This is a genomic window from Pseudomonas sp. AC070, assembly GCF_979258635.1.
Map to the genome: position 1 here is coordinate 945,057 of NZ_OZ409871.1, position 15,518 is coordinate 960,574.

The following is a 15,518-nucleotide window of genomic DNA, read 5'->3' on the forward strand; positions in this document are numbered from 1 at the left end:
CGCGCCATGTTGACCATCGCCTTATCCAAAGGCCGCATTCTTGACGACACCCTGCCATTGCTCGCCAAGGCGGGGATCGTGCCGACTGAAAACCCGGACAAGAGCCGCAAGCTGATTATTCCCACCACCCAGGACGACGTGCGTTTGCTGATCGTGCGGGCAACCGATGTGCCGACCTATGTCGAGCACGGTGCGGCGGACCTCGGCGTAGCCGGCAAAGACGTGTTGTTGGAATACGGCGGCCAGGGTTTGTACGAGCCGCTGGACCTGAAAATTGCCCGCTGCAAGTTGATGACCGCTGGCGCCGTTGGCGTGCCGGAACCCAAAGGCCGCCTGCGCGTAGCCACCAAATTCGTCAACGTGGCCAAGCGTTACTACGCCGAGCAGGGCCGTCAGGTTGAAGTGATCAAACTCTACGGCTCCATGGAGCTGGCGCCGCTGGTGGGCTTGGCCGACAAGATCATTGACGTGGTCGACACGGGCAACACCCTCAAAGCCAACGGTCTGGAAGCGCAGGAACTGATCGCCCACATCAGCTCGCGCCTGATCGTTAACAAAGCCTCGATGAAGATGCAGCACGCGCGCATCCAGCAACTCATCGATACGCTGCGCGACGCGGTTGAAGCCAACCACCGAAGCTAATACCTCTACGCGCGACTATCAGTCGCGCGCTGCTGTCCCTGTCTTAGCCGTCTTTTCTCGGGCGTCCACAGGGCTGGCTTGGTAGCCTAGCGACGCTCGAGAACCGGTTGATGTGGCATCCGTCATTCAACCGCTCTAAACGTCCATGCCTATCACGAGGTCCGTCATGACTGCTCCCATTGCTCTTCGTCGACTCAACGCCGCTGACCAGGACTTTTCCAAGCATCTGGATCATCTGCTGAGCTGGGAAAGCGTGTCGGATGACGGCGTTAACGAGCGCGTACTCGACATCATCAAAAACGTGCGCGAGCGTGGCGACGCAGCGCTGGTGGAATACACCCAGCGTTTCGACGGCCTCAGCGTCAACAGCATGGCCGACCTGATTCTGCCGCGTGAGCGCCTGGAACTGGCGCTGACCCGCATCACGCCAGCCCAGCGTGAAGCCCTCGAAGTGGCAGCCGAGCGCGTGCGCAGCTACCACGAAAAACAGAAACAGGATTCCTGGACCTACACCGAGGCCGACGGCACCGTGCTGGGCCAAAAGGTCACGCCGCTGGATCGCGCCGGCCTGTATGTGCCAGGCGGCAAGGCGTCGTATCCCTCGTCGGTGTTGATGAACGCCATTCCCGCCAAGGTCGCTGGTGTGCCGGAAGTGGTAATGGTGGTGCCGACGCCCCGTGGCGAAATCAATGAGATCGTGCTGGCCGCCGCGTGCATCGCCGGCGTTGATCGCGTGTTCACCATCGGCGGCGCGCAAGCTGTTGCGGCCCTGGCGTATGGCACTGAAAGCGTGCCGCCGGTGGATAAAATTGTCGGCCCGGGCAACATCTATGTCGCCACCGCCAAGCGCCATGTGTTCGGTAAAGTCGGCATCGACATGATCGCCGGCCCTTCGGAGATTCTCGTGGTGTGCGACGGCCAGACCGATCCGGACTGGATCGCCATGGACCTGTTCTCCCAAGCCGAGCACGACGAAGACGCGCAATCGATTCTGCTCAGCCCCGACGCCGACTTCCTCGACAAAGTGGCCGCCAGCATCGCCAAGTTGCTGCCGACCATGGAGCGCGAAGCGATTATCCGCACCTCGCTGGAAACCCGCGGCGCGCTGATTCAAGTGGCGGACATGCAGCAAGCGATCGACGTCGCCAACCGCATTGCGCCGGAGCACTTGGAGCTTTCGGTGGCCGACCCGGACGCCTGGCTGCCGCAGATTCGCCACGCCGGCGCGATCTTTATGGGCCGCTACACCGCAGAAGCGCTGGGCGATTACTGCGCAGGTCCCAACCACGTGCTGCCTACTTCCGGCACCGCGCGCTTCTCCTCGCCGCTGGGCGTGTACGACTTCCAGAAGCGTTCATCGATCATTCACTGCTCGGCAGATGGCGCTTCGGAACTCGGCAAAAGCGCCTCGGTGCTGGCCCGTGGCGAGTCGCTGACCGCCCACGCCCGCAGCGCCGAATACCGCATCAAAAACTAATGGTGCGGGCGTTTCGGCGCCCGCTTAGACCTGCCGCATTCGAGGAGAGAAGGGCAATGAGCAAATTCTGGAGCCCCTTCGTCAAAGACCTGGTGCCGTACGTGCCCGGCGAGCAGCCGAAGCTGAACAACCTGGTCAAGCTCAACACCAACGAAAACCCCTATGGCCCGTCGCCAAGAGCGATTGCGGCAATGCAAGCCGTGCTAAACGACGACCTGCGGTTGTATCCGGACCCTAACGGCGAGCGCTTAAAGAACGCTGTGGCCGAGTACTACGGCGTGCAGCGGGCGCAGGTGTTTGTCGGCAACGGTTCGGATGAAGTGTTGGCCCACGCGTTTCACGGTCTGTTCCAGCACGGCAAACCGTTGCTGTTCCCCGACATCAGCTACAGCTTCTACCCGGTTTACTGCGGTCTGTATGGCATCGAATTCGACGCTGTGCCGCTGGACGAGCAGTTCCAGATTCGCCCGCAGGATTACGCCAAAGCCAACGGCGGCATCATCTTCCCCAACCCGAACGCGCCCACCGGCTGCGTGTTGGCGCTGAATGCCATCGAGCACATTTTGCAAAGCAACCCGGACAGCGTGGTGCTGGTAGACGAAGCCTATATCGACTTCGGCGGCCAGACGGCGATTGCCCTGGTGGATCGTTACCCGAATTTGCTGGTATCGCAGACATTGTCCAAATCCCGCTCGCTGGCTGGCCTGCGTGTCGGGTTTGCAGTGGGGCATCCGGACCTGATCGAAGCGTTGGAGCGGATTAAAAACAGCTTTAACTCGTACCCGTTGGATCGCATGGCGATTGCCGGTGCGGCGGCGGCAGTTGAGGACAAGGCTTACTTCGAACAGACCTGTCAGGCCGTCATCGACAGCCGCGAAAAACTCGTGGCTGAAATGACCGAGCTTGGTTTTGATGTGCTGCCCTCGGGCGCCAACTTCATTTTTGCTCGCCACCCTGAGAAGGACGCGGCGACTCTCGCGGCTGGCCTGCGTGAGCAGAGCGTGATTGTTCGGCACTTCAACAAGCCACGGATTGACCAGTTCCTGCGGATTACCATCGGCAATCCGCAGCAGAACCAGGCGTTGGTGGAGGCGTTGAAGCGCTTGTGATGGTTGCTCGAACAAAAAAGCCCGGCCATGTGCCGGGCTTTTTTTTCACTTCTGGATTGCGAATCGTCGGCCCTCCGTCTTCGCGGGAATGACGGAGATGTACCCGCCACCCCCGTCATCCCCGCGCAGGCGGGAACCAGAATTTCGGATCACTCCTCCTGCTCGACGCTGACCAGCTTAGAAATTTAAGTCGGTTCGCCTTCGGTGAGCGGAGGATGCCGAACGTTGTCCTGCCTACTCCGTGTGCGCGCTGCCAATAAAACTCAACGAAGTGAACAACCCGCGCTCATCAATATCCGCATCGCCGCTTACCGGCACGCTGGTTTCGGCGGCGATGATATTCAGGCCCTCGTTGCGGACCAGCACCTGCGCTTCGCCGTTCTTGTCGGTGGTGGCGCTGGTGGTGGACGGTGCGCTGCGGTAGTCGCCGATCAATGCGATGCCGGCAACCGGCTTGCCGTCCAGCAGCACCTTCACCCGCAGCGGTTTGCCCGGCCCGACGCTGAGCGGGTCTTGCAGCGGCTTGATCACCAGCTTGAGCGCACTTAAGTCCGGCAGCACCGCGCCTTGCTTATAGATGGCCAGGCTGTATTTCCAGGTGTGCAACGCGTGAACCGCATTGGGTACTTTCGAGCGCCCCTCGTTGATCCATTTGTTGTCTGGCGTTTGCGACCAGGCGCCGTTATCCAGCGCCACGGCCAGGCTGGCCGGTGCGCTGGTTGGGTGGAGGCGGGCATGGTCGTCGAGGCGTTCGATGTTGACGTTGATGGGCTGGCCGTTGAGGTCGTAGGCCCAGGCGTCAGAGATTTTTCTGGCCTTGAAGGCGTCGTCTTCGGCGCCATGACCGTAGACCACTTCAATGTTGCCGCGCCGTTGCTCGGTCCATAGCCCGTGGGCTTGAACTTCCAATGTGAATAGGGCGGCGATCAATAGCAGATGAAGTTTTGGCATTGGGCTTCCTTGGCAGTGCGTGAGTTAGAGGGAGAGGGTCAGGCTGACGCTGACATTGCGCGGCTCGCCCGGCAGCACCCAAGTGCTGTTGTACGAGCGCTCGTAGTACGTGCGGTCGAATAGGTTGTTCAGGTTGAGGCCGACGGTGAGGTCTTCGCTGGCCCTGTAATGGGCCAGCAGGTCGACGGTGCTGTAGGCCGGCAACTCGAATGGCGTGCCGGCCTGGCCTGAGCGATCACCGACGTAATTGCCGGCAATGCCAAGGTCTGAGCCGCGCAGTTCGCCGTCTTGGAATTCGTAGACGGCCATCACGCTCGCGCTGTTGCGGGCGATGCCCAGCAGGTCGCTGCCCTCGGCAATGACGTTGTCTTGGGTGACCTCGGCATCGATATAGGCGTAGGCGCCGATGACCCGCACCGCGTCGGTCAGTTGCCCGCTGAACTGCAGGTCCAACCCTTGGCTTCGGGCTTTGCCGGCGGCAATGCTGTCGCCATTGCCATCGGTGGTCAGCACGTTTTCTTTGTCGATGTGGAACAACGCCACGGTCGCACCAAGGCGGCCGTCGAGCAGGTCCAGCTTGAGGCCGGCTTCGTAGCCGATGCCTTTTTCCGGTTTGTACACCTGGCCCTGGGTGCCGATGCTGTTCGGCTTGAATGAAGTGGAGGCGTTGACGAACACGCCGACTTGCGGGGTGAGTTGGTAGAGCGCGCCGATGCGCGGGGTGGCGACATCTTTATCCTGCACGTTATCGACGCCGGTGCTGCGGTTAAGCGCGTGCTGCTCAATGCGCTCCAGGCGAACGCCGACCAAGCCGCGCCAGCGTTCGGAGAACACGATCTGGTCTTGCAGATTGAGGGCGTAACTTTCGGTGTGTTCGAAGAAGTCGTTTTTGTTCGCCAGCGCGGGCTTGGGCTGACCGTACACCGGGTTGAACACGTCCAGGCCGTAGCCGAGCGACGTCAGGCTTTGCGGGTATTTTTGGCTGTTGCGGTAGTTTTCATACTCCAGCCCGGTGAGCGTCTGGTGTTCCCAGCCACCCAATTCAAATGTGCCGTGCAGTTCGGCCTGGGTGATGCTGTCGTTCCATTCGAAGTCGCGCTGGCGGTAGAAACGCGAGACCTGGCTGCCGATTAAACGCTGCGGTTCCGAACTGTCGCCCTTCAATGTGCCTTGGCTGTAGTGGGTGGCCAGGCGGGTTTTCCAGTTGTCGTTGAGGAACTGTTCGAGGCTGATTTGCAGCAATTGGTTGTCGTTGCGGACGTCGTCATCGTTGGGCTCGCCCAGAAAGGTGGAGCGTGACACCGCGCCCATCTCGCCATTGACGGCCGGAATGCCTCGGTCGAACACGGATTCGGTGCGGCTGAATTCGCTTTCAATCGTGAGGAAGGTGTCGGGACTGAGCTGCCATGAAAGCGTTGGGCTGACGAGCTTGCGCTGGCTGGTGACGTGGTCGCGAAAGCTGTGGTTGTCTTCCACGGCCAGGTTGACGCGAGACAGCACGGTGCCTTCATCGTTAAGCGGCGTGTTGACGTCCAGGCTGCTGCGGTAACGGTCCCACGAGCCGGCGCTGAGTTGCAGGGAATGGAACGCGTCGGCCTGCGGCTTTTTGCTGACGATATTAACCAGGCCGCCCGGATCGCCGCGCCCGTACAAACTGGCAGCGGGGCCTTTGAGCACTTCGATGCGTTCGAGGGTGGCGGTGTCTGGCGCGCTGTTGCTGCCACGGTTGTAAGCGAAACCGTTGCGGTACAGCTCGCCGGTGGTGAAGCCGCGCACGCTGTAGTTAAGGAACGTGAGGCCGCCGAAATTGTTCTGCCGCGACACACCGCCAGCGAAATCCAGCGCACGGTCGATTCGTGTGCTGTTGAGGTCGACGAGCACTTGAGCCGGAACTACAGCGATGCTCTGCGGGGTGTCGCGGATATCGGTATCGGTGCGCGTGGCGGTGGCCGAGCGCGTGGCGCGATAACCACGAACGGGACCCTCGGCGCGCTCGTCGGCGTATTCGGCCGAGATGCTGGTTTCTTCCAATTCGAGCGGTTCAGTCGCGGTAACGATGGGGGCGTTGAGCAAGCCGGCGGTGAGCAAAGCAAGAGGTGTGAGCGTGGGGGACTTCATGTCAGGCTTCCGTTTAAACATGCAATAATATAACATTTTAAACACGGAAAAACGGTCGCGTCATCTGTCCTATTCCGTATGAGGCCAAATCGCAGGCACAAAAAAGGCGCCTTCGCGGCGCCTTTTTTAAGGTCGATCCTTATTCCGATGCGTCGCTCGTGGCCGGGGGCGGGCGCAAACCAATCTCCGCTTTCAGCTCCATCGGTTTGCCATTGCGCATGATTTCGATGCTGGTTGTCTCACCCGGCTTGGCGCGCGCCACTTGGTTCATCGAACGGCGGCCGTCGCTGGCTGGCTCGCCATCGATGCTCAAAATAAGATCGCCCGGTTGTAAGCCCGCCTTTTGCGCCGGACCGTCACGGTAAATGCCCGCCACGATAATGCCGGGGCGGCCTTCCAAGCCGAACGACTCCGCCAGCTCCGGCGTCAGCGGCTGCACTTCAATGCCCAACCAGCCGCGAATTACCTGGCCGTGCTCGATGATGTTTTTCATCACGTCCAACGCAAGCTTGGTTGGAATGGCAAAGCCGATGCCCTGCGAGCCATTGGACTTCGACAAAATCGCCGTGTTGATGCCGACCAGATTGCCGTGCGCGTCCACCAGCGCACCGCCCGAGTTGCCCGGGTTGATCGCGGCGTCGGTCTGAATGAAATCTTCGTAGGTGTTCAAGCCGAGTTGATTACGGCCTGTGGCGCTGATGATGCCCATGGTCACGGTTTGGCCAACACCAAACGGGTTGCCAATGGCCAGCGCGACGTCGCCGATGGCGATGTTGTCGGAGCGGCCGAGGGTGATCGAGGGCAAATCCTTGAGGTCGATCTTGAGCACGGCGAGGTCCGTTTCCGGGTCGCTACCGATCACGCGTGCCAAGGTTTCGCGACCGTCTTTGAGCGCCACGACAATCTGGTCGGCGCCGGCGGTCACGTGGTTATTGGTGAGCAGATACCCTTCGGGGCTCATGATCACTGCCGAGCCCAGGCTCGATTCCATGCGCCGCTGTTTGGGCAGGTTGTTGCCGAAGAAACGGCGGAACTGCGGATCTTCAAACAGCGAGTTGGCCGGTTTGCTGACGATTTTAGTGGTGTACAGGTTGGCGACAGCGGGGGCGGCGATGGTGACCGCGTCGGCGTACGACACCGGTCCCTGTTGCGCCACGCCGTACTGCGGAGCTTGCCGCATATGCACATCCTGGCGCGGCAGACCTACCCATTGCGGGTAGTACTGAATAATCAGCAACGCGAGCAACACACCGACCACCAGCGGCCAGCCAAGATAACGCAGAGCCTTGAACATCGATAAATCCTGAGGGTTGCGAGGGCCATGGCAGGCCCTTAAGGTGGCGCCATTATAGAGGCCGTCGCGGCAATAAAAAGCAGCTTACATTTGTACGGGAGAGTAAATGTTATGGCGATTGCGCTTACCACCTTGCTGGAAGAAGCCGAGCGTTTTCTCGCTGCTGCGCGCATTGCCGACTACTGCCCCAACGGCTTGCAGGTGGAAGGGCGGCCGCAGGTGCGCCGTATCGTCAGCGGCGTGACGGCCAGCCAGGCGCTGCTCGACGCGGCGGTCGAAGCCGACGCCGATGTGGTGTTGGTGCATCACGGCTATTTCTGGAAAGGCGAAAATCCCTGCGTGGTCGGCATGAAGCAGCGGCGTCTGAAAACCCTGCTCAGCAACGACATCAGCCTGCTCGCCTACCACCTGCCGCTCGACCTGCATCCCCTGGTCGGCAACAACGTGCAACTCGCTCAGCAACTCGACATCACCGTCGAAGGCCCACTGGATCCTGATAACCCGAAAGTGGTCGGCCTGGTCGGCTCGCTTGATGAACCCATGAGCGCCCGCGACTTCGCCCGCCGCGTGCAGGATGTGCTCGGACGTGAGCCACTATTAATAGAAGGTTCGCAAATGATCCGCCGCATCGGTTGGTGCACCGGAGGCGGTCAGGGCTATATCGACCAGGCCATTGCCGCCGGCGTCGACCTCTACCTGACCGGTGAAGCCTCCGAGCAAACCGTGCACAGCGCGCGGGAAAACGACATCAGCTTTATTGCCGCAGGTCATCACGCCACCGAACGCTACGGCGTGCAGGCGCTCGGCGAATACCTGGCCAAACGCTTCGCCTTGGAACACCTGTTTATCGACTGCCCCAACCCCGTTTAGCGGGCATATGACTAGATCGTTTAGGTCTAAGTAGCTGCCTGATTAGAATAGAGTGCTGTGCTAAAGTGCCGGCCTCGTCCACGGCCCGTAGGCCGTCCAATTACGCTCTCTTCGTGAGAAAGCTGTGAGTAGCCATGCTCGATAAAATGACGCATCTGAAGCAGTTGGAGGCGGAAAGCATCCACATCATCCGCGAGGTCGCCGCCGAGTTCGATAACCCGGTGATGCTGTACTCCATCGGTAAAGATTCCGCGGTCATGCTGCACCTCGCCCGCAAAGCGTTTTTCCCGGGCAAGCTGCCGTTCCCGGTCATGCACGTGGATACACGCTGGAAATTCCAGGAGATGTATTCGTTCCGCGACAAGATGGTGGCCGATCTGGGGCTGGACCTGATCACCCACATCAACCCGGACGGCGTGGCACAGAACATCAACCCGTTCACCCACGGCAGCGCCAAGCACACCGACATCATGAAAACCGAGGGCCTTAAGCAGGCGCTCGACAAGCACGGCTTCGACGCCGCTTTTGGTGGCGCGCGCCGCGACGAAGAAAAGTCGCGCGCCAAAGAACGCGTGTATTCGTTCCGCGACAGCAAGCACCGCTGGGATCCCAAGAACCAGCGCCCCGAGCTGTGGAACGTGTACAACGGCAAGGTCAACAAAGGCGAGTCGATCCGCGTGTTCCCGCTCTCCAACTGGACCGAGTTGGACATCTGGCAGTACATCTACCTCGAAGGCATCCCGATTGTGCCGCTGTACTTCGCGGCCGAACGCGACGTGATCGAAATGAACGGCACGCTGATCATGATCGACGACGACCGCATCCTTGAGCACTTGTCGCCTGAACAGAAAGCCAGCATTCACAAGAAGATGGTGCGGTTCCGCACCCTCGGTTGCTACCCATTGACTGGCGCGGTGGAGTCCACCGCCACCAGCTTGACCGACATCATTCAGGAAATGCTCCTGACCAGAACCTCCGAGCGCCAGGGTCGTGTCATCGACCATGACCAGGCCGGTTCGATGGAAGACAAGAAACGTCAGGGGTACTTTTAATATGTCGCACCAATCCGATTTGATCAGCGAGGACATCCTCGCCTACCTGGCGCAGCACGAGCGCAAGGAAATGCTGCGCTTCCTCACCTGCGGCAACGTCGATGACGGCAAAAGCACCCTGATCGGGCGCCTGCTGCACGACTCGAAAATGATCTACGAAGACCACCTCGAGGCCATCACCCGCGACTCGAAGAAAGTCGGCACCACCGGTGAAGACATCGACCTGGCGCTGCTGGTAGACGGCCTGCAAGCCGAGCGTGAGCAAGGCATCACCATCGACGTGGCGTACCGCTATTTCTCCACCGCCAAGCGCAAATTCATCATCGCCGACACCCCGGGCCACGAGCAGTACACCCGCAACATGGCCACCGGTGCATCCACCTGTGACCTGGCGATCATTCTGGTTGACGCCCGCTACGGCGTGCAGACGCAAACCCGCCGCCACAGCTACATCGCCTCGCTGCTGGGTATCAAGCACATCGTCGTGGCCATCAACAAGATGGACCTCAAAGGGTTCGACGAAGGCGTGTTCGAATCGATCAAAGCCGACTACCTCGACTTCGCTGCCAAGGTGTCGCTGAAACCGACGTCGATTCACTTCGTGCCGATGTCCGCCTTGAAGGGCGACAACGTGGTCAACCACAGCGATCGCTCGCCCTGGTACACCGGGCAGACGCTGATGGAAATTCTCGAAACCGTCGAAATTTCTGCCGACCGCAACTTCACCGACATGCGTTTCCCGGTGCAGTACGTTAACCGTCCAAACCTGAACTTCCGTGGCTTCGCCGGCACCCTGGCCAGCGGCATCGTGCACAAAGGCGATGAGGTTGTGGTGCTGCCGTCGGGCAAGAGCAGCCGTGTGAAATCCATTGTCACCTTTGAAGGTGAACTGGAAAGCGCCGGCCCAGGCCAAGCCATCACGTTGACCATGGAAGATGAAATCGACATCTCCCGTGGCGACCTGCTGGTGCACGCCGACAGCAAGCCGCAAGTGACCGACAGCTTCGAAGCCATGCTGGTATGGATGGCTGAAGAGCCTATGTTGCCGGGCAAGAAATACGACATCAAACGTGCCACCAGCTACGTGCCTGGCTCTATCGCCAGCATCGTTCACAAGGTCGACGTAAACACGCTGGAAGAGGGCGCCGCGAGCGCGTTGCAGCTGAACGAGATCGCCAAGGTCAAGGTCAGCCTCGACGCCTCCATTGCTCTGGACGGCTACGACCGCAACCGCACCACTGGCTCGTTTATCGTGGTCGACCGCCTCACCAACGGCACCGTTGGCGCGGGCATGATCATCGCCGCGCCGGTTGGCGGTCAGGCAGGCGGCGTGCACGGCAAGCTCGCTCACGTAGCTACTGAAGAGCGCGCCGCGCGCTTCGGTCAGCAGCCGGCCACCGTGCTGTTCAGCGGCCTATCGGGCGCGGGCAAAAGCACACTGGCCTACGCCGTGGAGCGCAAGCTGTTCGACATGGGCCGTGCGGTTTACGTGCTCGACGGCCAGAACCTGCGCCACGACCTGAACAAAGGCCTGCCGCAAGACCGTGCCGGGCGTACCGAAAACTGGCGTCGTGCCGCGCACGTGGCGCGTCAGTTCAACGAAGCTGGCTTGATCACCCTGGCTGCGTTCGTGGCGCCGGATGCCGAAGGTCGTGAACAGGCCAAGGCCCTGATCGGCAATCAGCGTTTGCTCACCGTGTACGTTCAGGCGTCGCCGCAAGTCTGCGCCGAGCGCGACCCACAAGGGCTGTACGCAGCAGGCGGCGACAACATTCCGGGCGAATCCTTCCCATACGACATTCCGCTGAATGCCGACCTGGTGGTCGACACCCAGAGCGTGTCGGTGGAAGAGGGCGTGAAGTTGGTGCTGGATCTGCTGCGTAGTCGTGGGGCTATCTAAAAAGCATCACGGCTGAAGCCGCTCCCACAGGTCGCAATCCTCTGCGGGAGAGGCTTCAGCCTCGAGCTTTTGATCTTCCAAGCCTCAAACAAAAAGCCCCGCATCGGCGGGGCTTTTTGTTGCCTGCGAATTAACGCGGCGAGGTGTCGCTCACCGGCGGCTTCTTCAAGCCAAAGGTCGCGTCGAGCATGCCCGGCGCGTCGGCACTTTTCGGCGCGTAATCGCGGGGCACCTCGGAATCGCGCGGCGGGGTCAAACGCTCGCGGCTGCCCGGTTTTTCATCGTGCAAGGCGGCCAGCAAACGCTGACGGGTGAGTTCGTCCAAGGCCAGGCGGTTAGCACCTTCGGATAAGTGCTCCTGCACTTCCTGGTAACTCTGGGTGAGCTTTTTCACCAGGCTGGCGGTGGTGTTGAAATGGGTGACCACTTCGCTCTGGTAGCTATCGAAGCGCTCTTGAATTTCGTCCAGTTGCCGTTGGGTACGGCTCGGTGCGGCGCTGGGAACCAGGCGGGCCACCAGAAAACCGATGGTCACACCTGCGAGCAGGGCGAGTGCCGGGAGTAACCAGGCCAATAGGGTCTGTTCCACGAGTCCTTCCTCTATAAACGGCTTTGCTTTACGTTAACGGCTCACACCGGCGCTGTATAGCGCGGCGCGGTCCTGAAGGGGCGGGCGTCGCTTGCAGGCGTCCGCAGGTTGCTAATCACTGGATCTTATCCAACGAGATCTTTCCCAAGACGTGTCGACCCTATCTCGGGTCACGGAGTTCCGCCGTTGTCAGTTCGCGAAGTCTCTCTGTTTATCGAAGGGCCCACCGGGCAACTTGAAGCGCTTTACCTCGACCTGCCCGAAGCCCGTGGCCTGGCGCTGATCTGCCACCCCAATCCGGTGCAGGGCGGCACCATGCTTAACAAAGTGGTGTCGACCTTGCAGCGCACCGCCCGCGACGCCGGCTTTGCCACGTTGCGTTTCAACTATCGCGGCGTGGGTGCCAGCGAAGGCGTAAGCGAGATGGTCAGCGGCGAAGTGGATGACGCCGAAGCCGTGGCCAACTGGCTGCTCGCCGAACAACCGGACTTGCCACTCAACCTGTTTGGCTTCTCGTTCGGCGGCTTCGTCGCCGCCAGTTTGAGTGGCCGCCTCGAAGCACGTGGGGTGGACATCGAGCGCCTGTTTATGGTCGCCCCCGCCGTCAGCCGTCTGAACGAGCACACGCCGATCGCCCAGCGCGGCGCGCTTACGCTGATTCAGCCGGAGCAAGATGAAGTCATCGCGCCGGAAACGGTTTTCACCTGGTCGGCCCAGCTTCAGCGTCCCCACGAGCTGCTGAAAGTGGCAGAATGCGGGCACTTTTTTCACGGCAAACTCACGGATCTCAAAGACCTGCTGCTGCCGCGCCTGTCGAACTGACTGAATAAGCGATCGCCATGACCACTCGTATCCTCACCGGTATCACCACCACCGGCACTCCGCACTTGGGCAACTATGCCGGCGCCATCCGCCCGGCCATTGTCGCCAGCCGCGCCGCCGACGCCGACTCGTTCTACTTCCTGGCCGACTACCACGCCCTGATCAAATGTGACGAACCCCTGCGCATTCAGCGCTCGCGATTGGAAATTGCTGCCACTTGGTTGGCGGCTGGTCTGGATACCGACCGCGTGACTTTCTATCGCCAGTCCGACATCCCGGAAATCACCGAACTCACCTGGCTGCTGACCTGCGTAGCGGGCAAAGGCCTGCTCAACCGTGCCCACGCCTACAAAGCCTCGGTGGATAAAAACCTAGAGCAAGGCGAAGACCCGGATGCCGGCGTCACCATGGGGCTGTTCAGCTACCCGGTGCTGATGGCGGCGGACATTCTGATGTTCAACGCGCACCAGGTTCCGGTGGGTCGCGACCAGATTCAGCACGTGGAAATGGCCCGTGATATCGGCCAACGCTTCAACCATCTATTCGGCAAAGGCCGTGAGTTTTTCGTGATGCCGCAAGCGCTGATCGAAGAAAGCGTCGCCACCTTGCCCGGCCTTGATGGCCGCAAAATGTCGAAGAGCTACGACAACACCATTCCGCTGTTCAGCAGCCCTAAACAGTTGAAGGCGGCGGTTTCTTCCATCGTCACCGACTCCCGTGCACCGGGCGAAGCCAAAGACCCGGACAACTCGCACCTGTTCACCCTCTACCAAGCCTTCGCCACCGCCCAGCAGCAAGAAGAATTTCGCAGCGACCTGCTCGGCGGTCTGGCCTGGGGCGAAGCCAAGCAGCGCCTGTTCGAGCTGCTCGACAGCGAACTGGGCGAAGCGCGGGAGCGTTACAACACGCTGATTGAGCGGCCTGCTGATCTGGAAGACATCTTGCTGGCTGGCGCTGCCAAGGCTCGCAAAATTGCCACCCCGTTCCTCGGCGAGCTGCGCGAAGCGGTGGGGCTGCGTTCGTTCCGCAGCGACATGCAGAACGCTCAAACCAGCAAGAAGAAAGCCACGAAAGGCGCGCGCTTTGTCAGCTTCCGCGAAGACGACGGCAGCTTCCGCTTCCGCCTGTTGGCCGCTGATGGCGAGCAATTGTTGCTGTCCAAACACTTCGCCGACGGTAAGACCGCCGGCCAGGTGAGCAAGCGTCTCCAGGACGGCAGCCCGCTGGACGTGCGCGTCAACGGCAACGGCTTTGCGGTCTGGCTGGACGACGAAGCCGTCGGCGAAAGCCCGCAATTCGCCGATGCCGCTGCCTGTGAACAGGCCGTCGCCCAACTGCGCGAAGCACTGGCGCCACAGCCGGAATAACGCGCAAAGGCCGGCCGGCATGGTTGGCCGATTGCCAAGCAACGGGGTCGCCGCTAAAGTGACGACCCCGTTTTTGCGGTCTCGGGCGTTTCGACCCACCACGCGCGCCACTGCGCGTCGGCAAAACGCAGACCCTGGGTACTGTTTACTCGTTACCTGCCCATCACCTGCCTCGCGCTGCCCATCACTCGGCCCGGTCGCGAGCTAGTAAATAGTTGAGAGCATTACGCGATGACGCCCCTCGAGCGATACCAGGCGGACCTCAAACGTCCCGACTTCTTCCATGACGCCGCGCAAGAAACTGCGGTGCGCCATCTGCAACGCCTCTACGACGACCTGATCGCCGCCGGTGAAAACAAGCCCGGCTTGTTCGGCAAATTGCTAGGCAAAAAGAACCACGATCCGGTCAAGGGTTTGTACTTCTGGGGCGGCGTTGGCCGCGGCAAGACCTACCTGGTCGACACCTTCTTCGAAGCGCTGCCGTTTAAAGAAAAAACTCGTACGCACTTCCACCGTTTCATGAAGCGCGTGCACGAAGACCTGACCTCGTTGAGCGGTGAAAAAAACCCGCTGCAAGCCATCGCCAAGCGTTACGCCGCCGAGACGCGCGTTATTTGTTTCGACGAATTCTTCGTCTCGGACATTACCGACGCGATGATCCTGGCGACGCTGCTCGAAGAGCTGTTCAAAAACGGCGTCAGCCTGGTGGCCACCTCCAACATCGTGCCCGACGGCTTGTACAAAGACGGCCTGCAACGCGCGCGCTTCTTGCCGGCCATTGCGCTGCTCAAAGAACACACGGTCATCGTTAACGTCGACAGCGGCGTCGACTACCGTCTGCGCGCCCTTGAGCAAGCCGAGCTGTTTTACTGGCCGCTCAACGAAGGCGCGGAAATCAGCCTGAACAAAAGCTTCGTCAGCCTGGTGCCCGACTGCGTGAAGGCGCAGGAAAACGAAGTGTTGATGATCGAAAACCGTGGCATCACGGCGCGTAAGGTGTGCGACGACGTGGCCTGGTTTGAATTCCGCGAACTGTGCGACGGGCCGCGCAGCCAGAACGACTACATCGAGCTGGCAAAAATCTTCCACGCGATTCTGATCTCCAACGTGGAGCAGATGGGTGTAAACGAAGACGACCTGGCGCGCCGCTTTATCAACTTGGTGGACGAGTTCTACGACCGCAACGTGAAGCTGATCATCTCGGCGGCCGTCGAATTGAAAGACCTTTACACCGGTGGACGCTTGAACTTCGAATTCCAGCGCACCCTGAGCCGGTTGCTGGAAATGCAGTCCCACGAATTTCTGTCGCGGGCGCATAAGCCGTAAA

General features: G+C 60.5%; 13 protein-coding genes. 9 read left to right on the top strand and 4 right to left on the bottom strand.

Going from position 1 to position 15,518, the window contains the following annotated elements:
• Positions 1-6 precede the first annotated feature (6 nt).
• The 3 genes from hisG (at position 7) to hisC (ending at position 3,228) form a co-directional block, all read left to right on the top strand.
• Positions 7-642 (top strand): ATP phosphoribosyltransferase, encoded by a 636-nt coding sequence (hisG, locus tag ACZZ0Q_RS04145; RefSeq protein ID WP_122494326.1) that lies wholly within the window; start codon positions 7-9, stop codon positions 640-642.
• A 166-nt stretch (positions 643-808) separates the two neighbouring features.
• Positions 809-2,119 (top strand): histidinol dehydrogenase, encoded by a 1,311-nt coding sequence (gene hisD / locus ACZZ0Q_RS04150; protein WP_122494324.1) that lies wholly within the window; start codon positions 809-811, stop codon positions 2,117-2,119.
• A 56-nt stretch (positions 2,120-2,175) separates the two neighbouring features.
• Entirely contained in the window at positions 2,176-3,228 is a 1,053-nt protein-coding gene (hisC, locus tag ACZZ0Q_RS04155; protein WP_463539983.1) for a histidinol-phosphate transaminase, read from the top strand.
• A gap of 234 nt (positions 3,229-3,462) precedes the next feature.
• Here hisC and ACZZ0Q_RS04160 read toward each other — a convergent pair whose 3' ends face one another.
• The 3 genes from ACZZ0Q_RS04160 to algW form a co-directional block, all read right to left on the bottom strand.
• Positions 3,463-4,179 carry a DUF4198 domain-containing protein gene (locus tag ACZZ0Q_RS04160; RefSeq protein ID WP_463539982.1) on the bottom strand — a complete coding sequence of 239 codons (717 nt, stop codon included), beginning with the start codon at positions 4,177-4,179 and terminating at the stop codon, positions 3,463-3,465.
• Between the two features lie 24 nt (positions 4,180-4,203).
• Positions 4,204-6,297 carry a TonB-dependent siderophore receptor gene (locus ACZZ0Q_RS04165; RefSeq protein ID WP_463539981.1) on the bottom strand — a complete coding sequence of 698 codons (2,094 nt, stop codon included), beginning with the start codon at positions 6,295-6,297 and terminating at the stop codon, positions 4,204-4,206.
• A gap of 139 nt (positions 6,298-6,436) precedes the next feature.
• Positions 6,437-7,591: a Do family serine endopeptidase AlgW gene (algW, locus tag ACZZ0Q_RS04170; protein WP_122494316.1), complete on the bottom strand. Its 1,155-nt coding sequence runs from the start codon at positions 7,589-7,591 to the stop codon at positions 6,437-6,439.
• 111 nt (positions 7,592-7,702) lie between these two features.
• Here algW and ACZZ0Q_RS04175 point away from each other — a divergent pair, with 111 nt between their 5' ends.
• From ACZZ0Q_RS04175 to cysN, 3 genes are all read left to right on the top strand, one after another.
• Positions 7,703-8,461, top strand: a complete 759-nt coding sequence (locus tag ACZZ0Q_RS04175; RefSeq protein WP_463539980.1) for a Nif3-like dinuclear metal center hexameric protein — start codon at positions 7,703-7,705, stop codon at positions 8,459-8,461.
• Between the two features lie 134 nt (positions 8,462-8,595).
• Positions 8,596-9,513: a sulfate adenylyltransferase subunit CysD gene (gene cysD / locus ACZZ0Q_RS04180; protein WP_122494313.1), complete on the top strand. Its 918-nt coding sequence runs from the start codon at positions 8,596-8,598 to the stop codon at positions 9,511-9,513.
• 1 nt (position 9,514) lies between these two features.
• A complete protein-coding gene (gene cysN, locus ACZZ0Q_RS04185) occupies positions 9,515-11,413 on the top strand; it encodes a sulfate adenylyltransferase subunit CysN (protein WP_122494311.1) in 1,899 nt (632 codons plus the stop codon).
• Positions 11,414-11,543: 130 nt separating this feature from the next.
• Here the strand turns inward: cysN and ACZZ0Q_RS04190 are convergent, their stop codons facing one another.
• On the bottom strand, positions 11,544-12,002 hold the full coding sequence (locus ACZZ0Q_RS04190) for a ZapG family protein (RefSeq protein ID WP_122494309.1): 459 nt from the start codon (positions 12,000-12,002) through the stop codon (positions 11,544-11,546).
• Between the two features lie 186 nt (positions 12,003-12,188).
• Here ACZZ0Q_RS04190 and ACZZ0Q_RS04195 point away from each other — a divergent pair, with 186 nt between their 5' ends.
• The 3 genes from ACZZ0Q_RS04195 to zapE all read left to right on the top strand — a co-directional run bounded on the left by ACZZ0Q_RS04195 (position 12,189) and on the right by zapE (position 15,517).
• Positions 12,189-12,824 carry an alpha/beta hydrolase gene (locus ACZZ0Q_RS04195; RefSeq protein ID WP_463539979.1) on the top strand — a complete coding sequence of 212 codons (636 nt, stop codon included), beginning with the start codon at positions 12,189-12,191 and terminating at the stop codon, positions 12,822-12,824.
• Positions 12,825-12,841: 17 nt separating this feature from the next.
• A complete protein-coding gene (locus ACZZ0Q_RS04200) occupies positions 12,842-14,191 on the top strand; it encodes a tryptophan--tRNA ligase (protein ID WP_463539978.1) in 1,350 nt (449 codons plus the stop codon).
• Positions 14,192-14,422: 231 nt separating this feature from the next.
• On the top strand, positions 14,423-15,517 hold the full coding sequence (zapE, locus tag ACZZ0Q_RS04205; protein WP_463383711.1) for a cell division protein ZapE: 1,095 nt from the start codon (positions 14,423-14,425) through the stop codon (positions 15,515-15,517).
• Position 15,518: the final 1 nt, after the last annotated feature.